Source organism: Pseudomonas sp. LS1212 (assembly GCF_024741815.1).
In the GTDB taxonomy this organism is placed as follows: domain Bacteria; phylum Pseudomonadota; class Gammaproteobacteria; order Pseudomonadales; family Pseudomonadaceae; genus Aquipseudomonas.
Map to the genome: position 1 here is coordinate 4,765,273 of NZ_CP102951.1, position 25,398 is coordinate 4,790,670.

General features: G+C 60.0%; 26 protein-coding genes and 1 other RNA gene. 7 read left to right on the forward strand and 20 right to left on the reverse strand.

The window, feature by feature from the left end:
- The 9 genes from mraY to rsmI all read right to left on the reverse strand — a co-directional run bounded on the left by mraY (nt 1) and on the right by rsmI (nt 8,922).
- Complete coding sequence (gene mraY, locus NVV94_RS22160; protein ID WP_258444485.1) at nt 1-1,083, reverse strand: phospho-N-acetylmuramoyl-pentapeptide-transferase; 1,083 nt, start codon at nt 1,081-1,083, stop codon at nt 1-3.
- A complete protein-coding gene (gene murF, locus NVV94_RS22165; RefSeq protein ID WP_258444486.1) occupies nt 1,083-2,450 on the reverse strand; it encodes a UDP-N-acetylmuramoyl-tripeptide--D-alanyl-D-alanine ligase in 1,368 nt (455 codons plus the stop codon). The genes mraY and murF overlap by 1 nt, the downstream gene beginning before the upstream one ends.
- Nucleotides 2,443-3,906 (reverse strand): UDP-N-acetylmuramoyl-L-alanyl-D-glutamate--2,6-diaminopimelate ligase, encoded by a 1,464-nt coding sequence (locus tag NVV94_RS22170; RefSeq protein ID WP_258444487.1) that lies wholly within the window; start codon nt 3,904-3,906, stop codon nt 2,443-2,445. The genes murF and NVV94_RS22170 overlap by 8 nt, the downstream gene beginning before the upstream one ends.
- Nucleotides 3,906-5,639: a penicillin-binding protein 2 gene (locus NVV94_RS22175; protein ID WP_258447783.1), complete on the reverse strand. Its 1,734-nt coding sequence runs from the start codon at nt 5,637-5,639 to the stop codon at nt 3,906-3,908. The genes NVV94_RS22170 and NVV94_RS22175 overlap by 1 nt, the downstream gene beginning before the upstream one ends.
- Entirely contained in the window at nt 5,639-5,932 is a 294-nt protein-coding gene (ftsL, locus tag NVV94_RS22180) for a cell division protein FtsL (RefSeq protein WP_258444488.1), read from the reverse strand. Before ftsL ends, NVV94_RS22175 begins: the two co-directional genes overlap by 1 nt.
- Complete coding sequence (gene rsmH / locus NVV94_RS22185; RefSeq protein ID WP_408733430.1) at nt 5,929-6,876, reverse strand: 16S rRNA (cytosine(1402)-N(4))-methyltransferase RsmH; 948 nt, start codon at nt 6,874-6,876, stop codon at nt 5,929-5,931. Before rsmH ends, ftsL begins: the two co-directional genes overlap by 4 nt.
- Nucleotides 6,873-7,328, reverse strand: coding sequence for a division/cell wall cluster transcriptional repressor MraZ (gene mraZ / locus NVV94_RS22190; RefSeq protein ID WP_258444489.1), 456 nt, complete (start codon nt 7,326-7,328; stop codon nt 6,873-6,875). Before mraZ ends, rsmH begins: the two co-directional genes overlap by 4 nt.
- Nucleotides 7,329-7,636: 308 nt before the next feature.
- Nucleotides 7,637-7,996: RNase P RNA component class A (gene rnpB / locus NVV94_RS22195), an RNA gene on the reverse strand.
- Between the two features lie 131 nt (nt 7,997-8,127).
- A complete protein-coding gene (gene rsmI / locus NVV94_RS22200; protein ID WP_258447785.1) occupies nt 8,128-8,922 on the reverse strand; it encodes a 16S rRNA (cytidine(1402)-2'-O)-methyltransferase in 795 nt (264 codons plus the stop codon).
- 294 nt (nt 8,923-9,216) lie between these two features.
- Here rsmI and NVV94_RS22205 point away from each other — a divergent pair, with 294 nt between their 5' ends.
- From NVV94_RS22205 to NVV94_RS22220, 4 genes are all read left to right on the forward strand, one after another.
- Nucleotides 9,217-11,031, forward strand: a complete 1,815-nt coding sequence (locus NVV94_RS22205; RefSeq protein ID WP_258444490.1) for a penicillin-binding protein activator — start codon at nt 9,217-9,219, stop codon at nt 11,029-11,031.
- Nucleotides 11,031-11,402: a YraN family protein gene (locus tag NVV94_RS22210; protein WP_258444491.1), complete on the forward strand. Its 372-nt coding sequence runs from the start codon at nt 11,031-11,033 to the stop codon at nt 11,400-11,402. Before NVV94_RS22205 ends, NVV94_RS22210 begins: the two co-directional genes overlap by 1 nt.
- 143 nt (nt 11,403-11,545) lie before the next feature.
- Nucleotides 11,546-12,139, forward strand: a complete 594-nt coding sequence (locus tag NVV94_RS22215; RefSeq protein ID WP_258444492.1) for a phosphoheptose isomerase — start codon at nt 11,546-11,548, stop codon at nt 12,137-12,139.
- Nucleotides 12,136-12,714 carry a BON domain-containing protein gene (locus tag NVV94_RS22220; protein ID WP_258444493.1) on the forward strand — a complete coding sequence of 193 codons (579 nt, stop codon included), beginning with the start codon at nt 12,136-12,138 and terminating at the stop codon, nt 12,712-12,714. The genes NVV94_RS22215 and NVV94_RS22220 overlap by 4 nt, the downstream gene beginning before the upstream one ends.
- A 61-nt stretch (nt 12,715-12,775) precedes the next feature.
- On the opposite strand, the gene NVV94_RS22225 is transcribed toward NVV94_RS22220, so the two are convergent.
- The 7 genes from NVV94_RS22225 to rplM all read right to left on the reverse strand — a co-directional run bounded on the left by NVV94_RS22225 (nt 12,776) and on the right by rplM (nt 17,721).
- Nucleotides 12,776-13,201: a ClpXP protease specificity-enhancing factor gene (locus NVV94_RS22225; RefSeq protein WP_258444494.1), complete on the reverse strand. Its 426-nt coding sequence runs from the start codon at nt 13,199-13,201 to the stop codon at nt 12,776-12,778.
- 17 nt (nt 13,202-13,218) lie between these two features.
- Nucleotides 13,219-13,836: a glutathione S-transferase N-terminal domain-containing protein gene (locus NVV94_RS22230; protein WP_258444495.1), complete on the reverse strand. Its 618-nt coding sequence runs from the start codon at nt 13,834-13,836 to the stop codon at nt 13,219-13,221.
- A gap of 199 nt (nt 13,837-14,035) precedes the next feature.
- Nucleotides 14,036-14,818: a cytochrome c1 gene (locus NVV94_RS22235; RefSeq protein ID WP_258444496.1), complete on the reverse strand. Its 783-nt coding sequence runs from the start codon at nt 14,816-14,818 to the stop codon at nt 14,036-14,038.
- The gene (locus tag NVV94_RS22240) at nt 14,818-16,029 is read right to left on the reverse strand and encodes a cytochrome bc complex cytochrome b subunit (protein WP_258444497.1); all 1,212 of its coding nucleotides are present in this window, start codon (nt 16,027-16,029) and stop codon (nt 14,818-14,820) included. Before NVV94_RS22240 ends, NVV94_RS22235 begins: the two co-directional genes overlap by 1 nt.
- Nucleotides 16,029-16,622, reverse strand: a complete 594-nt coding sequence (gene petA / locus NVV94_RS22245) for a ubiquinol-cytochrome c reductase iron-sulfur subunit (RefSeq protein ID WP_258444498.1) — start codon at nt 16,620-16,622, stop codon at nt 16,029-16,031. The genes NVV94_RS22240 and petA overlap by 1 nt, the downstream gene beginning before the upstream one ends.
- A gap of 263 nt (nt 16,623-16,885) precedes the next feature.
- On the reverse strand, nt 16,886-17,278 hold the full coding sequence (rpsI, locus tag NVV94_RS22250) for a 30S ribosomal protein S9 (RefSeq protein ID WP_258444499.1): 393 nt from the start codon (nt 17,276-17,278) through the stop codon (nt 16,886-16,888).
- A gap of 14 nt (nt 17,279-17,292) precedes the next feature.
- On the reverse strand, nt 17,293-17,721 hold the full coding sequence (gene rplM, locus NVV94_RS22255; protein WP_007928449.1) for a 50S ribosomal protein L13: 429 nt from the start codon (nt 17,719-17,721) through the stop codon (nt 17,293-17,295).
- Nucleotides 17,722-17,970: 249 nt separating this feature from the next.
- Here rplM and NVV94_RS22260 point away from each other — a divergent pair, with 249 nt between their 5' ends.
- A complete protein-coding gene (locus NVV94_RS22260; RefSeq protein WP_258444500.1) occupies nt 17,971-19,008 on the forward strand; it encodes an NADP(H)-dependent aldo-keto reductase in 1,038 nt (345 codons plus the stop codon).
- A 108-nt stretch (nt 19,009-19,116) separates the two neighbouring features.
- Here NVV94_RS22260 and NVV94_RS22265 read toward each other — a convergent pair whose 3' ends face one another.
- The gene (locus NVV94_RS22265) at nt 19,117-20,253 is read right to left on the reverse strand and encodes an acyl-CoA dehydrogenase family protein (RefSeq protein ID WP_258444501.1); all 1,137 of its coding nucleotides are present in this window, start codon (nt 20,251-20,253) and stop codon (nt 19,117-19,119) included.
- A gap of 212 nt (nt 20,254-20,465) precedes the next feature.
- Here NVV94_RS22265 and NVV94_RS22270 point away from each other — a divergent pair, with 212 nt between their 5' ends.
- Entirely contained in the window at nt 20,466-21,392 is a 927-nt protein-coding gene (locus tag NVV94_RS22270; protein WP_258447786.1) for a GlxA family transcriptional regulator, read from the forward strand.
- Between the two features lie 104 nt (nt 21,393-21,496).
- Here NVV94_RS22270 and zapE read toward each other — a convergent pair whose 3' ends face one another.
- The 3 genes from zapE to NVV94_RS22285 form a co-directional block, all read right to left on the reverse strand.
- Nucleotides 21,497-22,591: a cell division protein ZapE gene (gene zapE / locus NVV94_RS22275; RefSeq protein ID WP_258444502.1), complete on the reverse strand. Its 1,095-nt coding sequence runs from the start codon at nt 22,589-22,591 to the stop codon at nt 21,497-21,499.
- A gap of 85 nt (nt 22,592-22,676) precedes the next feature.
- Nucleotides 22,677-24,023, reverse strand: coding sequence for a tryptophan--tRNA ligase (locus NVV94_RS22280; protein ID WP_258444503.1), 1,347 nt, complete (start codon nt 24,021-24,023; stop codon nt 22,677-22,679).
- A gap of 24 nt (nt 24,024-24,047) precedes the next feature.
- Nucleotides 24,048-24,677: an alpha/beta hydrolase gene (locus NVV94_RS22285; RefSeq protein WP_258447787.1), complete on the reverse strand. Its 630-nt coding sequence runs from the start codon at nt 24,675-24,677 to the stop codon at nt 24,048-24,050.
- A gap of 145 nt (nt 24,678-24,822) precedes the next feature.
- Between NVV94_RS22285 and NVV94_RS22290 the strand changes: the two genes are divergently transcribed.
- Nucleotides 24,823-25,257 carry a YhcB family protein gene (locus tag NVV94_RS22290; RefSeq protein ID WP_258444504.1) on the forward strand — a complete coding sequence of 145 codons (435 nt, stop codon included), beginning with the start codon at nt 24,823-24,825 and terminating at the stop codon, nt 25,255-25,257.
- The last annotated feature ends 141 nt before the right edge of the window (nt 25,258-25,398 follow it).

Consider the following 25,398-nt stretch of genomic DNA (forward strand, 5'->3'; position numbering starts at 1 on the left):
CTACCTCAGTTTCAGGGTGGCAAGGCCAATCAGCACCAGAATCACGGTGATGATCCAGAAACGGACAATCACGCGCGGCTCGGGCCAGCCCTTGAGTTCAAAATGGTGGTGGATCGGTGCCATGCGAAATACGCGGCGACCGGTCAACTTGAAGGAAGCAACCTGAATTACGACCGAAAGGGTTTCCATCACGAACACGCCGCCCATGATGAACAGCACGATCTCCTGGCGCACGATCACCGCAATGGTGCCCAGTGCGGCACCGAGGGCCAGTGCACCGACATCACCCATGAAGACCTGTGCCGGATAGGTGTTGAACCAGAGAAAGCCCAGGCCCGCCCCGATCAGGGCGCCGCAGAACACGATCAGCTCACCCGCGCCCGGAACGTAAGGAATCAGCAGGTACTCGGCAAACTTCACGTTGCCGGACAGGTAGCAGAAGATCCCCAGCGCACCGCCAACCATCACCGTCGGCATGATCGCCAGGCCATCGAGGCCGTCGGTCAGGTTGACCGCGTTGCTCGAGCCGACGATGACGAAATAGGTCAACACAATGAAGCCGGCGCCCAACGGGATGCTGACATCCTTGAGCATCGGTACGATCAGGGTGGTTTCCACGCTGGTCGGCGCAGTCACATAAAGGAAGATCGCCGCGCCCAGGCCAAACACCGATTGCCAGAAATATTTCCAGCGGCTTGGCAGCCCACGCGAGTTCTTTTCGATGACCTTGCGATAGTCGTCGACCCAGCCGATGGCGCCGAACAGCAAGGTGACGATCAACACCACCCAGACATAACGGTTGCTCAGGTCAGCCCAGAGCAAGGTACTGATACCGATTGCCGACAGGATCAGCGCACCACCCATGGTGGGCGTGCCGGATTTTGACAGGTGCGATTGCGGACCATCGTTACGAACGGCTTGTCCGATCTGGCGAATCTGCAGGGTACGAATCATCCATGGCCCCAGGCAAAGGGCCAGCGACAATGCGGTCAGCACACCGAGAATCCCGCGCAGGGTCAGGTACTGAAAGACCGCGAAGCCTTTGTAGAACTGTTGCAGATACTCAGCCAGCAGCAGCAGCATTAATGTTTCTCCCCGCTGGAACCGCACAAGGCTGCCACGACGTTTTCCATCGCAGCGCTGCGCGAACCCTTGATCAAAATAGTTGTATGAGTGCCCTGCTCGGCGCCAACGGCCGCGATCAGGTCAGCTTGAGTAGCGAAATGGTGGGCATCAGGCCCGAACGCTGCAACCGCATGCGCCATCAACGGACCCACTGCGTAAAGCACCGAGACCCTGCCTTTGGCATAGTCACCGACTTGCCGGTGACCTTCCTGCGCCCATTGGCCCAACTCGCCAATATCTCCGAGCACCAGGACAGTGCGACCGGAAAAGCCGGCGAGTATATCAATGGCCGCGCACATTGAGGTGGGGTTTGCGTTATAGGTGTCATCGATCACCCGCACACCCAGGGGGGTCATTTGCACGACAGTCCGGCCCTTGACCGGCTGCACGTTGTTCAGGCCAAGAGCGATGCCTTCGAGTGACAGACCAAAGGCATGCGCGGCAGCCGCCGCCGCCAGTGCATTCTGGACATTGTGCGTACCCAGCAGATTCAGCTGGACCCGCGCGACGCCAGACGGGCCGTGCAGATCGAAAGCCGGGCAGCCACGTTCGTCGCGGGTCAGCCCGCTGGCATGGAAATCGGCTGCCGGATTGTCCAGGGCGAAACTCAGTACGGCATGCTGGCCGGCACGCGCCTTCCAGATGGCAAAAGCCTTGTCGTCGAGGTTGAGCACTGCGGTACCGCCGTCACCCAACCCCTCGAGAATCTCGCCCTTGGCCTGGACAATCTTCTCGGGGCCGCCGAACTCACCTACATGAGCGGTCCCGGCGTTGTTGATGACAACCACATGCGGCTGGGTCAAGCCGACAGTGTAGGCAATCTCGCCAACACGCGAAGCGCCCAGCTCGATAACCGCCGCCGCATGCTCCGGGGCGATTTCCAGTAACGTCAGCGGTGCACCCAAATCGTTATTCAGGTTGCCACGCGTGGCCAGCACCGGACCGCGCGTACGCAGAATGCTGGCGAGCATTTCCTTGACCGTGGTTTTCCCGCTGGAACCGGTGATTGCCGCCACCTGCCGGGTGAACGCGGCGCGATTGAGCGCACCCAGTTGGCCCAATGCCAGGCGCGTGTCGGCCACGACCAGTTGCGGCAGCTTGCTGTCGGGCACTTCGCGCTCGACCAGCGCCGCAACGGCGCCCTTGGCCGCGACATCGTTCAGGTAGTCGTGCCCGTCGAAGCGCGGGCCGGCCAGCGCCACGAACAATTGGCCGGCAGCAATTGCCCGGCTGTCGATGCTGACGCCATTGAAGGCAGTGTCGGCACCGACCAGGCGAGCCTGCAGCGGCGCGACCAGTTCACTCAGAAAAATTGGCTTAAGCATGGGCTGCCTCCCAGGCTTTCAGGGCTTTTTGGGCTTCGACCAGATCGGAGAAGTCATGGCGCTGGCCATTGATCTCCTGATAGTCCTCATGCCCCTTGCCGGCGAGCACGATGACGTCATCGGCCGAGGCGCCAGCGATCAGTTGCTCGATCGCTTGACCACGACCTGCGACGAAACGGGCGCGCTCCGGCGCGGCGAAGCCTGGACGAATATCACTGAAAATTTGCTGCGGATCTTCGCTGCGCGGATTGTCATCGGTCACCAGCACGCCGTCAGCCAGGCGCTCGGCCACTTCGGCCATCAACGGACGCTTGCCGCGATCGCGATCGCCGCCACAGCCGAACAGGCAGAGCAATTTGCCCTTGGCGTGGGGCCGCAGGGCTTCGAGGACTTTTTCCAGCGCATCAGGCGTATGCGCATAATCGACCACCACCAGCGGCAGGGCTCCGCCGCCCAGGCGCTGCATGCGTCCGACCGGGCCTTCCAGTTGCGGCATGACCTTGAGAATTTCATCCAGCGGGTAATCCATGCCGAGCAAGGCACCGATCGCAGCCAACACATTGCTCAAGTTGAAGCGTCCCAACAGCGCGCTGCGCAGGCTATGCTGACCTTGGGCGGTGACCAGCGTGGCGCGCACGCCGGTATCGTCGAAGTGCGCCTCGCGGCAATACAGCGAAGCACTGGAGTCTTCCAGGCTATAACTGATCAGGCGCGACTCATGGGACTGACTGGCGAGCTCACGACCGAACTCATCATCGATGTTGACGACCCGGCAGCGCAGGTTCGGCCGGGTGAACAACTTGCCCTTGGCCTCGGCGTACGCATCCATGCTGCCGTGGTAATCGAGATGATCACGCGACAGGTTGGTCATGACCGCGATATCGAATGCCAGCGCCGCCACGCGCCCCTGATCCAGGGCGTGGGACGACACTTCCATGGCCACGGCGCGGGCACCGGCCTTTTTCAAGTCGTACAGGGTCGCCTGGACCGCGATCGGGTCTGGCGTGGTCAAGCGGCCGCTTTTCAATGCACCGTAAAAACCGGTGCCCAGCGTGCCGATCAGACCGCAGTGCTTGCCCAGCTTGTCCAATGCCTGCGCGACCAACTGCGTGACGCTGGTCTTGCCATTGGTACCGGTGACGCCAACCAGGTCCAGCAGGCGGCTCGGCTCGCCATAAAAGCGCCCGGCGATATCGGAAAGCTGCATCGCCAGCCCCCTGACCGGAATCAACGGTACATCGGTGATCGGCAGCACGGTAGCGCCCGCCTCTTCATAGGCCACCGCCGCAGCACCGCGCTGTAGGGCATCGGCAATATGCGCACGGCCGTCGAACTTGCCACCTGGCACGGCCAGGAACAGATCGCCGGGTCGAACATTTCGACTGTCGAGCGTCAGCTCGCGAATCAATGGATCGCGACCGGCTTGTGAAAATATTTTGCTCAGAGGCATAGTCATCAGCCGCGCCCTCCCTTGGCGAGCGCAGCATCGGCTTGCTGCTGTGGAGTTGCCGTCGGCAAGTTATCTGGTGGAATATTCATCAATCGCAGTGTCCCGGACATCACCTTGCTGAAAACCGGCGCCGAAATCAGACCACCGTAATAGCCGCCCTTGCCTGGCTCGTCGATCACCACGACGATGGCGTAGCGAGGGTTGCTCATAGGACCGAAACCGGCGAACAGCGAGCGATAGGCGTTTTCTGTGTAGCCTTTGGAGCCGATAGTGGCTTTACGCGCGGTACCACTCTTGCCACCCACGTGATAGGCCGGCACTTGAGCGCGGAACACCCCACGCGGCGCCTCGATCACCTGTTGCAACATGCCCTGGATGGTCTTCGCGGTTTCAACCGGAATCACCTGAGCCGACTCCGGCTCCTTGTCGACCTTGAGAATGCTCAGCGGTACCAGTCGACCATCGTTGGCCATCGCTGCATAGGCATGAACCAACTGCAGCGCCGTGACCGACAGGCCATAGCCATAGGACAGCGTGGCCGTCTCGGCCTTGCGCCACTCGCGATGGTTCGGCAGGTTGCCGACCCGCTCACCCGGGAAACCCAGGCCGGTGTACTGCCCAAGGCCCAGCGAGGACATCATGCGATAAATGGACTCGCCACCGATATCGAACGCCACCTTGCTCATCCCCACGTTACTGGAGTTGATCAGAATGCCGGTCAGGTCCAGTACCGGCCCTTCGGTCTTGGACACGTCGCGAATGGTGTAGCGCCCCAGCTGCAGGGTGCCCGGATAGACTTCGACCTTGTCGGTCGGCTTCCAGCGCCCGGTCTGCAGGGCTGCGCTCATCGAGATGGGCTTTACCGTGGAACCCGGCTCGAACACATCGATGATGGCGCGGTTGCGCATCGCCGACGGGAACATGCTGCGGCGGTTGTTCGGGTTGTAGGTCGGCTGGTTGGCCATGGCCAGCACTTCGCCAGTTTTCACGTCCATGATGACCAGACTGCCGGCCTTGGCATTGTTCTCGACGATGGCGTTGCGCAGCTCGCGGCTGGCCAGGTATTGCAGGCGCAGGTCGATGGACAACGCCAAGGCCTTGCCGGCCTTGGCGTTTTTGGTGACCTGGATATCCTTGATCAACCGACCTCGTCGGTCCTTGATGACCTGTCGCTTGCCGGGAACCCCGGCCAGCCAGTCGTCATAGGCCAGTTCGACACCTTCGCGACCGTGGTCATCGAGGTCGGTGAAGCCGACCATGTGCGCCGCGACATCACCTGCCGGGTAGAAGCGCCGAAACTCTTCGATGCCATAGACACCGGGCACTTTGAGGTCAAGCACCAGCTGCCCCTGTTCCGGCGTCAGGCCACGGACCAGGTAAATGAATTCTTTATTGGCCTGCTGCTCCAGGCGCTCGCTCAACTGCTTGGGGTCTTGTCGCAAGGCAGCCGCCAGCGACGGCCATTTGTCCTTGGCCTGCTGCATTTCCTTGGGGTTGCCCCACAGGGTCGTGACCGGCGTACTGACGGCCAGCGGCTCGCCGTTACGGTCGGTGATCAAGCCACGGTGCGCGGGAATCGGGATATGACGAAGGCTGCGCGCATCACCCTGCCCCTTGAGGAAGTCATGGTCGATGACTTGCAGGTCGACGATGCGCCAGACGATGGCACCCACCATCAGTGCCAGCAGACCAAGCACCACACGAAACCGCCAGGGGTAAAGTGCACCTTCGAGTTTCATCATGGCGCCACCATGCGGACTTCCGCGGCGCCGGGAATGCGCATTTTCAGCTGTTCACTGGCCAGGGTTTCGATACGACTGTGGGCAGTCCAGGTACTTTGCTCGAGGATCAACCGCCCCCATTCGGCCTGGGCCTTGTCACGCTCGCTCAACTCCCCGTACAGGGTGTTGAGCAACTGGCGGCTCCAATGTGCACTGTATGACACCCCGATCGCCGAAACGAGCACGCCGACAAACAGCAGAAGCATCAGGAAGCTTCCGCCTGGCAGGGGTTTTGCGAATAGCCTGCTCACCGCAGCTTCTCCGCCACGCGCATGACGGCGCTACGCGAGCGCGGGTTGGCCTTGAGCTCGGCCTCGGAGGCAAACTGCGCCTTGCCGTGGACCTTGATCTTGGGCTCGAACGCCTGAAAGCGTACCGGCAGATTGCGTGGCAGGTTGTCGGCTTCGCCCTTGGCGTGACGACGCATGAACAGTTTGACGATACGGTCTTCCAGCGAGTGGAAGCTGATCACCACCAGACGCCCGCCGATCTCGAGCGATTCCAGGGCAGCCTCAAGCCCGGCCTCCAGGTCGGCCAGTTCGTTATTGACGTGGATACGCAAGCCCTGAAATGCACGGGTGGCCGGGTTCTTGCCCTTTTCCCAGGCCGGATTGGCCACCTTGAGTACTTCGGCAAGATCGGCCGTGCGCTCGAAACGCTGGGTCTCGCGACGCAATACCACGGCACGGGCCATGCGTTTGGCAAAACGCTCTTCGCCGTATTCCTTGAATACCCGGGCGATCTCTTCTTCTGGCGCAGTGGCGATGAAGTCGGCCGCGCTGATCCCGCGGGACGGATCCATGCGCATATCCAGAGGACCGTCGTTGAGGAAACTGAAGCCGCGCTCAGGGTCGTCGAGCTGCGGCGACGAAACGCCCAGATCGAGCAGCACGCCACTGACCTTGCCGGCCAGGCCACGCTGGGCGACTTCGGCGCCCAGCTCGGCAAAACTGCGTTGCACAATGACAAAGCGGCCGTCTTCGGCCGCCAGCGCTTGTCCGGTGGCAATCGCTTGTGGATCCTTGTCGAACCCCAGCAACCGACCATCGGCCCCCAGGTTCTGGAGAATCAGGCGGCTGTGACCGCCGCGACCGAAGGTGCCGTCCAAATAGCAGCCATCGTCGCGTACGGCGAGAGCCTCGACGGCTTCGTCAAGCAGTACGGTGATGTGGTTAAAGCCGCTATCTATAGTCACAGGATCAAATCACGCAGTTCGTCAGGCATGGCGCCCGGTTGTTGAATGGCTACCAGGTCCGCTGCAGATACAGCGTTCCAGGCATCCTCGTCCCACAGTTGAAACTTGTTCAGTTGCCCCACGAGCATTGCGCGCTTGTCGAGCCTGGCGTATTCACGCAGACGCGGAGGCACCAAAAAGCGGCCACTTCCATCGAGTTCAAGATCAACCGCGTTGCCGATCAGCAAACGCTGCAGACGGCGGTTCTCTTCACGCAATGAAGGCAAGGCGCGCAATTTGGTTTCAATCAATTCCCACTCATCGAGGGGATATACACATAAGCAAGGGTCGACGGCATCAATGGTCACGATCAGCTGCCCGGAGCTACGCGAAACCAGCTCGTCACGATACCGGCTCGGCATCGCGAGACGGCCCTTGGCGTCGAGACTGATAGCGTTAGCTCCGCGAAACACGGCTGCGTTTCCCTATATGTTAGCGATTTGCGCCTGAAAAACCCACTTCATGCCACTTTCTGCCACTTGCGCACACTATAGGAATGCGCCTACCGCACCGTCAAGGCGCACATATAGGGAAAACCCATACAGATCGGAGATTTAGGAGCGCAAAGGGGGTCAGAAGGAGGATTTTGCGGATATTTCAGTGCACAAATGCGAACTCTCTCACAGGGATAGAGAGCGAAGTTAATGTAATACTTTAAGAGTAAGATTTTTTTGGTATTACAAAGGTGTTACTGCTATTGGATTAAGCAGGAAGGGAAAAAGTGGAGAGCCGATCTGTAAGCCGGGTTCTGTCGAGGACAGTCATTCCTCTACGATGGCCATCACTGGACACCTTTAGCAACCTACCCGGTTCCAACGCGGGCCGCGCCATATGGAACCCTATTTGGTCTTGCTCCGAGTGGGGTTTACCTTGCCACGAACTGTTGCCAGTCGTGCGGTGCGCTCTTACCGCACCTTTTCACCCTTACCGGCACCGAAGTGCTTAGGCGGTTATTTTCTGTGGCACTTTCCGTAGGCTCACGCCCCCCAGGTATTACCTGGCACTCTGCCCTATGGAGCCCGGACTTTCCTCCCCCCTCTCTTGCAGAACAAAAGAAGGCAGCGACTGTCCGATCGACTCTCCGCGGCGAAGGTTAACGGTAGCCGGGCCCAAGAACAAGCTTTATCCGACTTATAGCTCCTTGCCACTACTTCCGTAACAAAGCAAGAGCTCTCCCGGTGTCAAACCGCTCGCCATCGATTTTACGACTATTTACTCGCCCTTCTGTTTTTCCAGGGCAAGCTGATACAGCACGTTCTTGCGCACCCCGGTAATTTCCGCCGCCAGCGCTGCCGCCCGCTTCAGTGGCATTTCAGCGAGCAGCAGATCGAGGATGCGCATCACCTCACTGCTGACCGCCTCGTCGCTTTCAGGGGCCGTCCAGCCCGCCACCAACACGACACACTCGCCGCGCTGCTGATTGCTGTCGGCTTCGACAAACTCGCGCAACTGCGCCAGCGGCAAGCCCTTGAGCGTCTCGAACGTCTTGGTCAGCTCACGCGCCAACAGGGCGGGCCGCTCGGCGCCGAAGATTGCCTCCAGATCCTGCAGGCACTCGAGAATGCGATGCGGCGCCTCGTAAAAGATCAGCGTGCGCGGCTCTTCCTTCAGCAATTCCAGACGAGCCCGGCGCCCCGCCGACTTGGCCGGCAGGAAACCTTCGAAAATGAAGCGATCCGACGGCAAGCCTGCCGCCGACAGGGCCGCAATCAAGGCGCAGGCCCCGGGAACCGGCACCACCGCAATTCCCGCCGCACGCGCCTGGCGCACCAGGTGATAGCCCGGGTCGGAAATCAGTGGCGTACCGGCATCGGAAATCAATGCAACGCTGTCGCCGGCCTGCAGTCGTGTGAGAAATCGACTGCCTTCGTCGCGCTCATTGTGTTCATGACAAGCAGCCAACGGCGTGTTGATGCCAAAGTGCTGGAGCAAACGGATCGAATGACGGGTATCTTCTGCAGCGATCAGCGCCACCTCACCCAGCACCTTCAGCGCCCGGGCGCTCATGTCATCCAGGTTACCGATGGGCGTCGCTACCACATAAAGTGTGCCAGCAGTGAAGTTCGAAGCACCTGGAGCAGTCACAGCAAACACCTGTCGTAATGGTCAAACCGCCATTGTACAGCCTGGGCCCGTAAAGAAGCGGCAAACCGGCGCCTGAGCGCGTATTTTCGGTGCCCCCATAGCGGCCTTGTAATATTTGCACGACCAATATGAATGGTTTCACACCAGCAACATCGCGCCCCAGCCAGTGCTTGGGTACAATTGCCCGTTAATTTGATCGAGTATCAGGACACTTACATGATTGCTTGCCTGCGGCTGTTCTCTGCCCTCTGCCTTGCTGCCCTGCTGGCAGCCTGCGCCAGTACGCCTTCGTCCAGCCTTGGCGAACTTCCGCGCACCCCGGATGCCAGCATCGAGCAACTGCTCCAGCAGGCCGCCGCCAGCAAGGACCCGGAAGACGCCGCATTGCTGCGCCTGAGCGCGGCCAACCAGGCCTATCGGCAAAAAGACTACGTGCAAGCCGCACGCATTCTCGAGCAAGTGCCGCTGGAACAACTCAAGCCAGCCCAACAGATTTTTTCCACCACCCTGGCCGCCGAACTGGCCATGAGCCGCAACCAGCCCAAGGCTGCGCTCAGTGCCCTGAGCCATCCAAGCATGGAGCGCCTGGCCGAGCTGCCACCCGAACAGCAGGTGCGCACCCACAGCGTTCGCGCCGCCGCACTGGCGGCCGACGGCCAGACCCTGGCTGCCGCCCGCGAACGAATCCTCATCTCGCCAATGCTCAAGGGTGATCAAGCCGCGGCCAACCAGGAAGCCATCTGGACCCTGGTCGCTTCGCTGCCAACCGATCAGTTGCGCGGTACCGGCAAGGACGAACTGGCCGGCTGGATGAGCCTGGCCCTGGCAATCAAGACTGCCGGCAGCCTGGAACAGCAACAAGCCGCCATCGACACCTGGAAAACCCGGAACCCCGATCACCCTGCCGCCCAACAGTTGCCGCAGTCCTTGATCAAGCTCCAGGAACTCGCCAGCCAACCGCTGACCAAGATTGCCCTGTTGCTGCCCCAGGAAGGCCAACTGGCTTCGGTCGCGCGCGCCCTGCGCGAAGGCTTCATGGCGGCTCACTTTCAGGCCCAGCAAGCCGGACTCAAGCCACCAGCCATCGAAGTGTTCGACAGCTCGCGCCTGACCTCGCTGGATGATTTCTACCGCCAGGCACAAGCCGCCGGCGTGCAACTGGTCGTCGGCCCGCTGGAAAAACCGCTGGTCAAGCAATTGAGCAGTCGCCCGCAACTCCCTATCACCACCCTGGCACTGAACTACAGCGAAGCCGGCCAGTCCACCCCACCCCAGCTTTTTCAATTCGGCCTCGCCGCCGAAGATGAAGCGCGGGAAGTGTCCCGCCGCGCCTGGGCGGACGGCATGCGACGCGCCGTAGCGCTGGTGCCGAAAGGCGAATGGGGTGACCGCGTGCTCAAGGCCTTCCGCCAGGACTGGGAAGCTGCCGGCGGCACCCTGATTGCCGCAGAACATGTCGACCAGCCCGTGGCCCTGGCCCAGCAGATCGCCGATCTGTTCCAGCTGCGCCAGAGCGAAGGGCGCGCCAAGAGCCTGCAAAGCACCGTCGGCGGATCCGTTTCGGCACAACCATCGCGCCGTCAGGACATCGACTTCATCTTCCTCGCCGCCACCCCGCAGCAGGCTCAACAGATCAAGCCGACCCTCAACTTCCAATATGCCGGCGACGTTCCGGTATACGCCACCTCGCACCTGTTCAGCGCCAGCGGCGACCAGGCCCAGTACAACGACATGAATGGCATCATGTTCTGCGAGACGCCATGGCTGCTCGACACCGGCAACTCGCTGCGCCAGCAAGTGGTGCGCCAGTGGCCGCAAGCCGGCGGTAGCCTGGGCCGGCTCTATGCCATGGGCGTCGACGCCTACAGCCTGGCACCACGCCTGGGCCAGCTCAAGGCCCTGCCGGACAACCGCATCGAAGGCCTCTCGGGCAGCTTGAGCATGAACCCGAACCAGCGTATCGAACGTCAACTGCCCTGGGCCGAATTCGAAGGCGGCCAAGTCAAGCGCCTGCCGGACACACCTCGCTGATGCCAACCGCGCCGCGCCAGCACGCCGGCAAAGAGGCCGAGACGCAAGCCCTGCACTTCCTGAAGGAACAGGGCCTGCGCCTGCTGGCGCAGAACTGGTCGTGCAAACGCGGCGAGCTGGATCTGGTCATGCTTGACGGCGATACAGTAGTATTCGCCGAAGTCCGCTACCGACTGCATGCGCAATGGGGAGGCGCACTCGGCAGCATCGATGCGCGCAAGCGCGAGAAGCTGGTACTTGCCGCACAGTATTTTCTGCAGAAGGAGTCGCGCTGGGCCAGTCATCCCTGCCGCTTCGACGTGATCGCTCTGGAAGGCACCCCTGGCTCGGCCCCACGGCTGAACTGGCTGAAGAATGCCTTCGATAGCTGACGCCACTCTCCTGGCGCACGCTGCAGCCTTCTTCAAACAACGTTTTTTGCTCTTTGCTTTGCGGGCTGCACATTCATGTGCCGGGAAGCCTCTGAGACGACTCGGACAGCGCCCGACCAGCCGCCCTACTTAAGGTCACACTGATGGACATGCAATCCCGAATTCGCCAGCTTTTTCAGGCCAGCATCAACACCAAGCAACAGGCGATGGACGTCCTTGCACCCCACATCGAGCAAGCCAGCCAGGTCATGGTCAATGCACTGCTCAACGAGGGCAAAATGCTTTCCTGTGGCAACGGCGGCTCGGCAGGCGATGCCCAGCACTTTTCCTCGGAGCTGCTCAACCGCTTCGAGCGTGAGCGCCCGAGCCTGCCGGCCATCGCCTTGACGACCGACAGCTCGACCATCACCTCGATCGCCAACGACTACAGCTACAACGAAATCTTTTCCAAACAGATCCGTGCGCTCGGCCAACCGGGCGACGTCCTGCTGGCAATTTCCACCAGCGGCAACTCGGCAAATATTATTCAAGCGATCCAGGCCGCACATGATCGCGAAATGATTGTCGTAGCTATGACGGGACGTGATGGTGGCGGCATGGCCTCGCTACTGTTGCCCGAGGACGTCGAGATTCGCGTTCCGGCCAATGTCACCGCACGTATCCAGGAAGTCCACCTGCTGGCGATCCATTGCCTCTGCGATCTGATCGACAGCCAACTGTTCGGGAGTGAAGAATGACCCCTAATCGCCTCGGCCTGATGGCCCTGACACTCTGCCTCGGCCTCAGCGGCTGCAGTTCGGTAATCACCGCCTCTCGCGAGAACCCGATCGAGGACGATCGCGGCACCCGGACCCTCGGCAGCAAGATCGACGACTCGCTGATCGAGACCAAGGTCGCGGTCAACGTGGCCAAGGCCAACCCTGACCTGGACAAGAACTCGCACGTCGTCGTGAGCAGCTTCAACGGCATTGTCCTGCTGGCCGGCCAGACGCCGCGCGCCGACCTCAAGAGCATGGCCGAACAAGCCGCAAGCTCCGTGCAACGCGTGAAAAAAGTCCATAACGAACTGCAGGTCCTGCCGCCCTCCTCCTTGCTGGCACGCAATAACGACACTTGGCTGACCACCAAGATCAAGACCCAGATGATCGCGGACGAGAGCATTCCAGGCTCGCGAATCAAAATCATCACCGAGAATGGCATCGTTTACCTGCTGGGCCTGGTCACCAAGCAGGAAGCCGCCAAGGCCACCAGCCTGGTGCAGGGCGTGTCCGGGGTGCAGAAGATCGTCAAGCTGTTCGAATACATCGACTGACGCTTTTGGCAAACAGCAATTGGCAGACAAAAAAGGCGATCCCTCGGGATCGCCTTTTTTGTTACTTGACCACCTTCAGGCTGGGCCGGCCGCTCGGACGCGGCGGCTGCGGACCATCATCGTCCGGCTCAGGCGCGGACTCCAAGCCCTCCTCGACCTCATCATCGTCGATGACAGGCGGCTCCAGGTCAAAGACCATGCCCTGACCATTCTCCCGTGCATAAATGCCCAGGATCGAGCTCGTAGGCACATACAGAGTATGCGCTACGCCACCGAAACGACCCTCGAAGCTCACGGCTTCGTTATCCATGTGCAGGTGACGCACGGCGCTCGGCGAAATGTTCAGGACGATCTGACCGTCGCTGGCGAAACCCTGCGGCACCTGCACGCCGGGGTATTCAGCATTGACCAGCATGTGCGGGGTGCAATCGTTATCCACAATCCACTCGTAGAGTGCGCGCACCAAATAGGGACGACTGGAGTTCATCAACAGCTCCTTAAAACCTAGCGCATTTCACGTTCAGCGGCAGAGAGGCTTGCCTGGAAGGCCTCGCGCGCAAACTGACGCTCCATATAATCGAGCAACGGCTTGGCTGGCCGCGGCAATTCAATACCCAGAATCGGCAATCGCCAGAGTATTGGCAATAGACAACAATCGACCAGACTTTGCTCCTCACTGAGGAAACAAGGCTTATCGGCGAACAGCGGCGATACGCCGGTGAGGCTCTCGCGCAGTTCTTTGCGAGCCTGCACGCGGGCTGCTTCCTTGCTGCGCGGATCGAGTATCAGATCGACCAGGCCACACCAGTCCCGCTGAATGCGATGGATCAGCAAGCGACTGTTGGCACGCGCCACGGGATAGACAGGCAGCAAGGGAGGATGCGGATAACGCTCATCCAGGTATTCCATCACCACTGTGGATTCGTACAATGCCAGGTCGCGGTCGACCAGCGTCGGCACACTGCCGTAGGGGTTCACTTCGATCAATTTAGGCGGATGACGGCCCGCCTCTACGTTGATGATCTCGGCGCTGACACCCTTCTCGGCGAGAACGATGCGAACCCGATGAGAATAGTGGTCGGCGGGGTCGGAGTAACAGGCCAACCGGTTGGTCACGCCCATGGCGGTCCTCCTCGCGTGTTGAAATTATGAGAAATACAAATACAAACGCGCCCTGCGAACGCCTCTTGAGCGATTATGCCTGAACAGACCTCCAGGGTCGCCGACCCGGATCGCTCCGGATCGATTACCTTGCCTGCTCCACACTCACTACTCAGAGACGCCTCAGGGCGCGCCATCAACAGCAAAACTTACAACGTGATCAATGCACGTCTTTCCAGTACTCACGCTTCAACAGATAGGCGAATACAAAGAAGAAGGCCAGGTACAGCAGCACGTAGGTACCGATGCGATGGCTCTGCAGCTTGACCGGGTTGGCCGAGTAGGCCAGGAAGGTCACCAGGTTCTTGACCTTCTCATCGAACTGCTCTGCGTTCAGGGTACCGGATTTAGGCACGATGGTCAGCTGGTCACAGGCTTCGTGAGTCAGCGGCGTACCGGTCAGCGGGTCGAATTGCTTCTTGCCGTCGGCCACGGTCTGAACCTGCTTGCAACCCACTACCTGACGACCTTGCAGACCGGCCAGTACGTTCGGCATACCCACGTTAGGGAATACCTTGTTGTTCGCGCCCCACGGACGCGTCGGATCTTCATAGAACGAACGCAGGTAAGTGTACAGCCAATCAGTACCGCGAACACGGGCAACCAGGGTCAGGTCGGGCGGCGCAGCGCCGAACCAGGCCTTGGCGTCTGCCGGCTGCATGCCGATGTTCATGTGGTCGCCGATCTTGGCACCCGTGAACACCAGCTTCTCCAGCATCAGCCCGTGAGGCACGCCCAGGTCGTCGGCCACGCGCTCATAGCGCTGGAACTTGGCACTGTGGCAACCCATGCAATAGTTCGCGAAGGTACGCGCACCGTCCTGCATGGCAGCTTTGTCAGTCAGGTCGATGTCGACCTTGTCCAGCACAGGGCCATTCTCGCTTGCCGCGAAGGTCAAGGCTGGCATCACTGCAAGAATCAATACTGCAAATAGCTTTTTCATCAGCCAGTCACCCTTTCCGGAACCGGTTTGGTCTTCTCGAGCCTGGTATAGAAAGGCATCAGAATGAAGTAGGCGAAGTACAGGAAGGTACATACCTGCGACAGCAACGTACGACCCGGAGTCGGCGCCAGCACACCCAGCACGCCCAGGATCACGAAGCAGATGCAGAACACCAGCAGCCAGATCTTGCTCATCCAGCCCTTGTAACGCATGGACTTGACCGGGCTACGGTCCAGCCATGGCAGCACGAACAGGACGGCAATTGCAGCACCCATGGCGATTACGCCCAGGAGCTTGTCAGGAACGGCACGCAAAATGGCGTAGAACGGTGTGAAGTACCAGACCGGAGCGATGTGCTCAGGGGTCTTGAAGGCGTTGGCCACTTCGAAGTTCGGCTTCTCGAGGAAATATCCGCCCATTTCCGGGAAGAAGAACACGATCGCGCAGAACACGAACAGGAAGACGACGACGCCGACGATATCCTTGACGGTGTAGTAAGGGTGGAACGCGATACCGTCGAGCGGTACGCCGTTCTCGTCCTTGAACTTCTTGATGTCCACGCCGTCAGGGTTGTTCGAACCCACTTCGTGCAGCGCCAGGATGTGCAGCACAACCAGGCCCAGGATCACGATTGGCAGCGCGACCACGTGCAACGCGAAGAAGCGGTTCAGGGTGATGCCGGAGATCAGGTAGTCGCCACGGATCCACTGGGTCAGGTCAGCACCGATGACCGGGATGGCACCGAACAGCGAGATGATCACCTGGGCACCCCAGTACGACATCTGGCCCCAGGGCAGCAGGTAACCCATGAAGGCTTCAGCCATCAGGGCCAGGTAGATCAGCATGCCGAACACCCAGACCAGCTCGCGCGGCTTCTGGTACGAACCGTAGAGCAGGCCACGGAACATGTGCAGGTAGACCACGACAAAGAATGCCGAGGCGCCGGTGGAGTGCAGGTAGCGCAGGATCCAGCCGTATTCGACGTCACGCATGATGTATTCGACGGAGGCAAACGCCTCTTCCGCCGAAGGGGTGTAGCTCATGGTCAGCCACACGCCAGTGACGATCTGATTGACCAGGACCAACAGCGCCAGGGAACCGAAGAAGTAGAAGAAGTTGAAGTTCTTCGGCGCGTAATACTTGCTGAGGTGGTCTTCCCACATTTTGGTTGCAGGGAAGCGGGCGTCCACCCAATCCATGAACTTACTCATCACGCTTTCTCCTGATCGACGCCAACGACGATGATGTCGTCCGATTCGTACGAGTGCGGAGGCACTGGCAGATTCAACGGCGCCGGTTGCGATTTGTAGACGCGGCCTGCCAGGTCGTAATGAGAGCCGTGGCATGGGCAGAAGTAACCACCTACCCAATCCTTGCCCAGGTCAACTGGCGCCACTTCCGGACGGAAGGTCGGCGAGCAGCCCAAGTGCGTGCACAACCCCACCAGGATCAGGATCTCGGGCTTGATCGAGCGAACTTTCGGATCGACGTATGTTGGCTGATCCGAGGCCTTGGACTCGGGATCAGACAGCTGGCCGGAGATTTTGTCCAGGTTGGCCAGGATCACGTCGGTTCGACGAACAATGAATACCGGCTGGCCGCGCCACTCAGCAATCATCTGCTGACCTGGCTCAACCTTACTGATATTGACCTTCACCGGTGCACCAGCGGCTTTTGCCTTGGCACTGGGGAACCATGACCCCACGAACGGGACCGCAGCCCCCACCGCTCCTGCAGCACCCACCACGGACGTGGCTGCTACAAGGAAGCGACGCCGGCCTGCATTCACGCCGTCATTGCTCATTCAGTCCTCTCCCATCAGCTTTGTGGCCTGTTTAAACAGGCATCTACTAAGTAAATTCTGAACTGCATAAAAATTTGCCGCATGGTAAAGAAAACCCCCTTTTCTGACAAGGTAATTACCAATGGCAAAAGGCTGCATCCCTTATAGCTCTTGGCTCGCACCTATGCGACAAGTTGTCACACCAAGCACACACTCTAGTTCAAGGAACATAAAAAAAGCCCAGTTCCATGAGGAACTGGGCTTTTTTTGAACGCAGCAGCGAATTAACGCTTGGAGTATTGCGGACGCTTACGCGCTTTACGCAGACCCACTTTCTTACGTTCTACTTCACGAGCATCGCGAGTCACGAAGCCTGCTTTGCGCAGTGCGCCACGCAGGGTTTCGTCGTATTGCATCAGAGCGCGGGTGATACCGTGACGGATCGCACCGGCTTGACCGCTGACACCACCACCGATGACGGTGACGTAGATGTCGAACTTCTCAACGGTTTCGGTCAGTTCCAGCGGCTGACGAACTACCATGCGGGCAGTTTCGCGACCGAAGAACACGTCCAGAGAACGGTTGTTGATGGAGATGTTGCCAGTACCCGGACGCAGGAAAACGCGTGCGGTTGCAGTCTTGCGACGGCCAGTGCCGTAGTTTTGAGTCGCCGACATAATGAACTATTCCGTTAAATCTTCAGTTCTTGGGGCTGCTGAGCAGTATGAGGGTGAGCAGCGCCCGCATAGACTTTCAGCTTACGGTACATGTCGCGACCCAGCGGGTTCTTGGGCAGCATGCCTTTGACCGCGGTCTCGATCACGCGCTCAGGGGCCTTGGCGATCAGCTTTTCAAAGTTGATCGACTTGATGCCGCCCGGGAAACCGGAGTGGGAGTAGTACATTTTGTCAGTGGTCTTGGCACCAGTAACACGAACCTGCTCGGCATTGATCACGACGATGTAGTCGCCGGTATCAACGTGCGGAGTGTACTCAGGCTTATGCTTGCCACGCAGACGGCTCGCGATCTCAGTGGCCAGACGACCCAGGGTCTGACCAGCAGCGTCAACGACGAACCAGTCGCGCTTTACTGTTTCCGGTTTAGCAGTAAAAGTTTTCATTCTTTATAGCCTCAGAGGCCGCCCAGCAAAATTAAGACGGCAGATCTTACTGAATAGTGCGTACTTTGACAAGTCAAAGGCAGCCGGATACAGACGCTATCGGGGGCTCGGGTCAGCGCGTCCAATATACGGCAAGATTCTTCGGCAAGCGGCGCATCACTTCCACTGCAGAGAGAGGGGGCGAATTATCCAGATTGCGAAAAAAATATCAACCTGCTTTTATGATTCCTTTGCCTTCGGGAGATGCAAATGGACTATCGCAAGCTGGGCCGAACCGGTCTGGACGTCAGCGCCCTGTGCCTTGGAACCATGACCTGGGGCGAACAGAACAGCCAGGACGAAGCATTTGCCCAGATCGCCCGAGCCAAGGAAGCCGGCATCAATTTCATCGATACCGCGGAAATGTACCCGGTGCCGCCCCGCCCCGAAACCCATGCCAGCACCGAACGCTACATCGGCAACTGGTTCAAGGCCCGGGGCGATCGCGCCGACTGGATCCTCGCCAGCAAGGTCGCCGGCCCTGGCAACAGCATCAGCCACATCCGTGACGGCCAGCTCAAGCACAACCGCGAACATATCGTTGCGGCCCTGGATGCCAGCCTCAAGCGCCTGCAGACCGACTGGATCGACCTGTACCAGCTGCACTGGCCGGAACGCAGCACCAATTTCTTCGGCAAGCTTGGCTACCAGCACCAGGAAGAAACCCTGACGCCGCTCGAGGAAACCCTGGAAGTGCTCGACGAGCAGGTCAAGGCCGGCAAGATCCGCCATGTGGGCCTGTCCAACGAAACACCGTGGGGCACCATGAAATTCCTGCAGCTGGCCGAGAGCCGCGGCTGGCCACGCGCTGTGTCTATCCAGAACCCCTACAACCTGCTCAATCGCAGCTTCGAGGTGGGCCTGGCCGAGGTCGCCATCCGCGAACAGTGCGGGCTCCTGGCTTATTCACCGCTGGCGTTCGGCATGCTGTCGGGCAAATACGAAAATGGCGCACGCCCGAGCAATGGTCGCCTGACGCTGTTCAGCCGTTTTTCGCGCTATTCCAACCCGCAGGCAATTGCCGCCTGCAGCCGCTATGTCGCCCTGGCGCATGAACACGGCCTGGACCCGGCGCAAATGGCCCTGGCGTTTGTCACCCGGCAGTCGTTCGTGACCAGCAATATCATTGGGGCTACGTCGCTTGAACAGCTGGAGAGCAATCTGGCGAGCTTTGAGCTGAAGCTTTCCGAGGAAGTGCTGGCGGGGATCGAGGCGATTCACAAGGATCAGCCGAATCCGGCGCCGTAAGAAGGGCCTTCAGCCCTTAATCGCTGGCAAGCCAGCTCCTACAAAGTACAGCGCAACTTCTGTAGGAGCTGGCTTGCCAGCGATCGGGCGCATGGCGCCCGCAATAACTCACAACGACCGAGCAATGATCTCCTTCATGATTTCATTGGTCCCGGCATAGATCCGCTGCACCCGCGCATCCGCCCAGGCCCGCGCAATCGGGTATTCCCACATGAACCCGTACCCACCATGCAACTGCACACACTCGTCGAGCACCTTGCATTGCAGGTCCGTGCCCCAGTATTTGGCCATCGCCGCCGTCGGCACATCGAGCTTGCCCTGCAGGTGCAACTCCAGGCAGCGATCGACGAACACGCGCCCGATCTGCACTTCAGTGGCGATTTCCGCCAGCTTGAAGCGGGTATTCTGGAACTCGGCAATGGCCTGGCCGAAGGCCTTGCGCTCGCGGGTGTAATCCAGCGTCCACTGCAATGCCGCCTCGGCCGACGCCAAGCCACCTATGGCGACCGTCAGGCGCTCCTGAGGCAATTCCTGCATCAGGTAGGCGAACCCCATCCCGAGCTGTCCCAGCAGGTTCTCCTTGGGCACCCGGACGCTCTGGAAGAACAGCTCGGAGGTGTCCTGCGCTTTCATGCCGACCTTTTCCAGCCGATTGCCCTTGTCGAAGCCCGGCGTATCGGCCTCCACCAGAAACAGACTGATGCCCTTGGCCCCGGCCTTCGGATCGGTCTTGGCGACAACAATCACCAGATCGGCAAGAAACCCATTGGTGATAAAGGTCTTCGAGCCGTTGATCACATAGTCGTCGCCGTCCAGCACTGCCGTGGTCTTGACCCCTTGCAAGTCGGAGCCGGCGCCCGGCTCGGTCATGGCGATGGCACTGACCATCTCGCCCGAAACCAGTTTGGGCAGGTACTTGAGTTTCAGAGCCTCACTGCCGTAATGCAAGATGTACGGCGCAACGATATCGGAGTGCAGGGAGAAGCCGATGCCTGTCAACCCCAGACGTCCGATTTCTTCGATAACCACCGTGCTGTAGAGGAAGTCGGCCGCCATGCCGCCATACTCCTCCGGCAGGTGCGAGCAGAGCATCCCGGCCTCCCCCGCCTTGTTCCAGAGCGTGCGATCGACGTACCCCTGTTTCTCCCATTGGGCGTGAAAAGGCACGGCTTCTTTCTCGAGAAACTTGCGCACGCTTTCGCGAAACAATTCGTGTTCGGAGCTGAACAGCGTTCTGGGAATCATGCAGGCACCTGAGCGAACCATGGATGGATTACAGAGACTAGGCCGTCGATCCGATGCGGAACACTGGACACAAGCGCCAAAAAATAAGACGATCCAGCCGTTTGTTGACCACTATCCCATATAAGAATAATGAAATGATGTTTACCCCACACACGGCGTCCTTGCGACGCGTCAGCATCCTGGCCATCGACAAGGTGTTCGCCTCGACGCTCATGCAGGCCAAAGATTTTTTCTATCTCGCCAGCCTACGCTACGGCAAGCAATTGGGCGTCGGCCTGCAGCCCATTTTCGAAACCCGCCTGGTCAGCCCGGACGGCCAGCCGGTTCGCAGTTTCAGCGACGTCGTGCTGCCGGTGGACGGCGGCCTGGAACAGGCCGACGTGATTATCTTGCCCGCCTTCTGGGAGGATTTCGACACCCTCTGCCAACGTTACCCGCAAGTGCTGCCCTGGCTGCGCGAGCAACATGCCCGGGGCGCAGTGCTGTGCGGCGAGGCCAGCGGTGTGTTCTGGCTGGCCGAAGCGGGCCTGCTCGATGGCAAGGAGGCGACGACCTACTGGCGCTTTTTCAGCGAGTTCGGCGAACGCTACCCCAAGGTGCATCTCAATCCGGACAAACACCTGACCGACGCCGACAACCTGTATTGCGCCGGCGGCACGACCTCGGCCTGCGACCTGTACATTTACTTGATCGAGCGCTTCTGCGGCGCCAATGTCGCCCAGGCCGTGGCCCGCGATACGCTCTACGAAGTACAGCGCAACTATGCACCGGGCAGGATGGGCTTTGGCGGGCAGAAACTGCACCAGGACCTGGTGATTCTGCAGATCCAGCAATGGCTGGAAGAGCACTTCGCCGACAAGTTCCGCTTCGAAGATGTCGCTCGCGAGCATGGCATGAGCATCCGCAATTTCATGCGCCGCTTCCAGGCCGCCACCGGCGACAAGCCCCTGCACTACCTGCAACGACTGCGCATTGAAACGGCCAAGGGCTTGCTCTCGAGCACCCGCAAGAGCATCAAGACGATCAGTTATGAAGTGGGCTACGACGACGCCAGCTTCTTTGCCCGGCTGTTTCGCCAGCACACCCAGCTGTCACCGAACCAGTATCGGCAGCAGTTTTTGCAGGAAGTCGCGGTGTAGCTCAGACGCACCGTGTCGCCCGCATCGCTGGCAAGCCAGCTCCCACGTGAACTCTGTAGGAGCTGGCTTGCCAGCGATGAGGCCGTGACAGACGCTACAAAACCCTAAGGCTTATGCGCCCGCGCAAGAAACTCATGGGACTGCATCTCCAGCAAACGGCTAAGCGTGCGCTGGAATTCAAAGGTCAAGCGACCGCCGGTGTACAGATCCTTGAGCTCGACCTCCGCCGAGATGATCAGCTTGACGTTACGGTCGTAGAATTCGTCGACCATGTTGATGAATCGCCGGGCGATGTCATCGGTGTGCACCCCCATCTGCTCAACGCCACCAAGCAGGACGGCATGGAAGATCTTGCCCAGTTCGATGTAGTCGTTCTGGCTGCGCGGGCCGTCGCACAATTCGCGGAACTCGAACCAGGCCACGTCATCGCAGGTACGCAAGGCACGGATTTCGCGATTCTCGATGATCAACACATCGTTTTCCACGGCCTGGGTGCATTCAGGCGTCAGGGCGCGGAAGCTCTTGCGCAGGCTTTCGTCAGCCGCATCGTCGAGCGGGAAGTGGTACAGCTCGGCCTGCTCCAGATGGCGCAGTCGGTAATCCACGCCACTGTCGACGTTGACGATATCGGTGTTCTGCTTGATCAACGCAATCGCCGGCAGGAACCGCGCGCGCTGCAGGCCATCCTTGTACAAGCCGTCGGGCACGATGTTCGAGGTCGCAACCAAGGTCACGCCGTTCTTGAACAGCTCTTCCATCAGTGTGCCCAGGATCATGGCATCGGTGATATCGGAAACGAAGAATTCGTCGAAACAGATGACCCGTGCCTCGTCGGAGAAACGCTTGGCGATGACCGTCAGCGGGTTCTTTTCGCCCTTGAGGGTTTTCATTTCTTCGTGCACGCGCTTCATGAAGCGGTGGAAGTGCGTCCGGACTTTTTCCTTGAACGGCAGCGCTTCGAAGAAGGTATCGACCAGGTAGGTCTTGCCCCGGCCTACCCCACCCCAGAAGTACAAGCCCTTGACCGGCGCCTGCTCCTTCTTGCCGAACAACTTGCCGAATACCCCCGGCTTGCTGTTCTGCGCCGCCACCAGATCGTCGTACAGGCGCTGCAGATGACGCACGGCCGTTTCCTGCGCGGCGTCATGGAAAAATTCGGGGCGTTTCAGATCAGCTTGGTATCGTTCTAGGGGCGTCATAATTCGTTAGCAAGGCAACAAAAACGGGCCGACACTGTAGCGACGGCCCTGGATAATGGCAATCGGACCTTCCGATAGCCGTGGTTTAGTCCTGCGGCTGCAATGCCACTCGCAGGGCCGCAATTGCCGCATCACGCGCAGCAGCATCGGCAAATTCCGGGCTATCGGCCACGCATTCGCCCTCGAGCCACAGGCTGAAACGGCCCGCTTCGCTGCGCAGGTCCAATTCCTGCCCCTGTTGCAGTTGCTTGGTCACGGCACCGGCCGTCTTGCCATCGGCAAAACCACAGGACAGCAGCAGTTGCTCGCCATCGGCGGCCAGCAAGCGGAAACGGAAACTGCCGTCGTCTTCACGGAAACTGACGAAGCGCGCGGTTTTCGCGGCCTTCTTCTTGGTTCCAACGGTGCTTTGCACCTCGCTGCGGAACGAACGCAGGCCAACCGCCTCACGCAGTTGCTCAAGGAACGGGGTGGCGACCTTGCGGGCTTTTTGCGCGCCCGCCTGGAGGATGTCTTCCAGATCGGCCGGGCGCTCGAGGAACTGGTGATAACGCTCGCGAGCCTCGCCCAGCTCGCCGTCCAGCAGCTGGAACAGCCGCTGCTTGGCATCGCCCCAACCCAGGCCCTGCAACAGCTCGGAACGGAACTCAGAGGCTTGTGCGGGGGTAGCGAAGGCCTGGAACAGGGTGAACAGGTGGGAGCTGTCCGGATCCTTGGCTTCGCCCGGGGCACGGGAGTCAGTGACGATGCGCGAAATCGCCTCCTTCATCTCCTTGGCGCTGCTGAACAACGGAATGGTGTTGTCATAGCTCTTGGACATCTTGCGCCCGTCCAGACCCGGCAGCGTCGCGACGCTTTCCTCGATCACGGCTTCGGGCATGACGAAGAAATCCTTGCCCCGGCCGAACAGATGGTTGAAGCGCTGGCCGATGTCGCGGGCCATTTCCACATGCTGGATCTGGTCGCGACCGACCGGCACCTTGTGCGCGTTGAACATGAGGATGTCGGCGGCCATCAGCACCGGGTAGCTGTACAGGCCCATGGTGATACCGGCGTCCGGGTCTTCGCCGGTTTCGACGTTCTTGTCCACCGAGGCCTTGTAGGCGTGCGCACGGTTGAGCAGGCCCTTGGCCGCGACGCAGGTCAGCAGCCAGGTCAGTTCGGGAATCTCGGTGATATCGGACTGACGATAAAACGTCACGCGCTCGACATCCAGACCGGCCGCCAGCCAGGTCGCAGCGATTTCCAGGCGCGAGCGCTGGATGCGCAACGGGTCGTCGCACTTGATCAGCGCGTGATAGTCAGCCAGGAAATAGAACGAATCGGCATCGCGCTGGCGACTGGCGACGATCGCCGGACGAATGGCACCAGCATAGTTGCCCAGGTGCGGCGTGCCGGTGGTGGTGATACCGGTAAGGATACGAGTGGTCATGGCTAATCGCTTATCAGGCTTCAATCAGTTCGTAAGACGCGGCAATACCAGATCCTTGAGGTCGGTCAGCTTGCCGTGGAAAAAGTGTCCGCATTCTGCCACTTTCAGCAGCTCATGGGGGCGTTCGAGGGCGTCGGACCAGTCGTAAACCAGCTGCGGCTCGACCACCTCGTCGGTGTCAGGCTGGATAACCGTCAATGCACAGTCCTGCGGCAGCTGATGCTCGGCACTCAAACGCATCACTGCCGGGGCAACCATGAACAGGCGCGCCAACGACGTGCCCCTGGCTTCCAGGCGACCACCAAGGCTGGCGGCGACAAAGCCACCGAAGGAGAAACCCAGCAGGGTCAGCGGCAATTGCGGGTGCTGCTCGATCAGCCAGGCGGCGGCAGCCTGGGCGTCATCGACCTCGCCGCTGCCCATGTCATGGCTGCCGGCACTGGCGCCCACGCCACGATAATTGAAGCGCAGGGTGATCAAACCGGCGTCGCGTGCGGTACGCTGTAGCGTAGAGACCACCTTGTTGAGCATGGTGCCGCCCTGGACGGGGTTGGGATGGCAAATCAGCGCCATGCCACGTGCGTCAGGCACATCCAGATACAGGGCTTCCAGTTGGCCCACCGGGCCATCAATGAATACGGGGGTTTCGCGCATGAGCAAGAAGGTACTCCGTGACCCCGGATAGGGTCGACTCGTCTAGCTGAATGATTCTGTCTGACATATTTGCGAGCGTATCGCGGTATACAGCGCAGGTCCGAGCCGTTAACGTAAAGCAAAGCCGTTTATAGAGGAAGGACTCGTGGAACTATCGCTCTTAGTTTGGTTATTGCCGACCCTCGCCCTGGTGGCCGGTGTCGTCATCGGTTTCCTGGTCGCTCGCCTGCTGCCCAACGCCGCCCCGAGCAGCACTCAACGGCAGCTGGACGACATCCAGGAACGTTTCGACAACTACCAGAATGAAGTGGTGACCCATTTCAACAGCACCGCCGCACTGGTGACCAAACTCACCCAGAGCTACCAGGAGGTCCAGGACCATCTGGCCGAAGGCGCCAACCGCCTGGCGCTGGACGAAATGACCCGCCAACGCCTGCTGGCCTCCCTGCACGCCGACGCCGGGCCTGCCCCACGCGAGCGCCTGACCCCGCCACGCGACGCGGAACCGCCGAGGGACTACGCGCCCAAGTCGCCGAACGCGCCGGGGATGCTGGATGAGCATTATGGGTTGAAGCGCTGAACAAAATCAGGGGCCTTTGAAAGGCCCCTTTTTTATGCCTGTGACTGGATACCTGGGCTCTTGTCGCTTCGCTACAGATTGCCAGACGGACTGTGTCCTACCTGTTATGACGACACTACGGACGCATCCCACAGACATATC

Bases quoted from the DNA above. Each gene is read 5' to 3' on its own strand.
- mraY (WP_258444485.1), bottom strand. From the start codon at position 1,083: ATGCTGCTGCTGCTGGCTGAGTATCTGCAACAGTTCTACAAAGGCTTC.
- murF (WP_258444486.1), bottom strand. From the start codon at position 2,450: ATGCTTAAGCCAATTTTTCTGAGTGAACTGGTCGCGCCGCTGCAGGCT.
- NVV94_RS22170 (WP_258444487.1), bottom strand. From the start codon at position 3,906: ATGACTATGCCTCTGAGCAAAATATTTTCACAAGCCGGTCGCGATCCA.
- NVV94_RS22175 (WP_258447783.1), bottom strand. From the start codon at position 5,639: ATGAAACTCGAAGGTGCACTTTACCCCTGGCGGTTTCGTGTGGTGCTT.
- rsmI (WP_258447785.1), bottom strand. From the start codon at position 8,922: ATGAGCGCCCGGGCGCTGAAGGTGCTGGGTGAGGTGGCGCTGATCGCT.
- NVV94_RS22205 (WP_258444490.1), top strand. From the start codon at position 9,217: ATGATTGCTTGCCTGCGGCTGTTCTCTGCCCTCTGCCTTGCTGCCCTG.
- NVV94_RS22210 (WP_258444491.1), top strand. From the start codon at position 11,031: ATGCCAACCGCGCCGCGCCAGCACGCCGGCAAAGAGGCCGAGACGCAA.
- NVV94_RS22215 (WP_258444492.1), top strand. From the start codon at position 11,546: ATGGACATGCAATCCCGAATTCGCCAGCTTTTTCAGGCCAGCATCAAC.
- NVV94_RS22220 (WP_258444493.1), top strand. From the start codon at position 12,136: ATGACCCCTAATCGCCTCGGCCTGATGGCCCTGACACTCTGCCTCGGC.
- NVV94_RS22225 (WP_258444494.1), bottom strand. From the start codon at position 13,201: ATGAACTCCAGTCGTCCCTATTTGGTGCGCGCACTCTACGAGTGGATT.
- NVV94_RS22230 (WP_258444495.1), bottom strand. From the start codon at position 13,836: ATGGGCGTGACCAACCGGTTGGCCTGTTACTCCGACCCCGCCGACCAC.
- NVV94_RS22235 (WP_258444496.1), bottom strand. From the start codon at position 14,818: ATGAAAAAGCTATTTGCAGTATTGATTCTTGCAGTGATGCCAGCCTTG.
- NVV94_RS22240 (WP_258444497.1), bottom strand. From the start codon at position 16,029: ATGAGTAAGTTCATGGATTGGGTGGACGCCCGCTTCCCTGCAACCAAA.
- petA (WP_258444498.1), bottom strand. From the start codon at position 16,622: ATGAGCAATGACGGCGTGAATGCAGGCCGGCGTCGCTTCCTTGTAGCA.
- rpsI (WP_258444499.1), bottom strand. From the start codon at position 17,278: ATGTCGGCGACTCAAAACTACGGCACTGGCCGTCGCAAGACTGCAACC.
- rplM (WP_007928449.1), bottom strand. From the start codon at position 17,721: ATGAAAACTTTTACTGCTAAACCGGAAACAGTAAAGCGCGACTGGTTC.
- NVV94_RS22260 (WP_258444500.1), top strand. From the start codon at position 17,971: ATGGACTATCGCAAGCTGGGCCGAACCGGTCTGGACGTCAGCGCCCTG.
- NVV94_RS22265 (WP_258444501.1), bottom strand. From the start codon at position 20,253: ATGATTCCCAGAACGCTGTTCAGCTCCGAACACGAATTGTTTCGCGAA.
- NVV94_RS22270 (WP_258447786.1), top strand. From the start codon at position 20,466: ATGCAGGCCAAAGATTTTTTCTATCTCGCCAGCCTACGCTACGGCAAG.
- zapE (WP_258444502.1), bottom strand. From the start codon at position 22,591: ATGACGCCCCTAGAACGATACCAAGCTGATCTGAAACGCCCCGAATTT.
- NVV94_RS22280 (WP_258444503.1), bottom strand. From the start codon at position 24,023: ATGACCACTCGTATCCTTACCGGTATCACCACCACCGGCACGCCGCAC.
- NVV94_RS22285 (WP_258447787.1), bottom strand. From the start codon at position 24,677: ATGCGCGAAACCCCCGTATTCATTGATGGCCCGGTGGGCCAACTGGAA.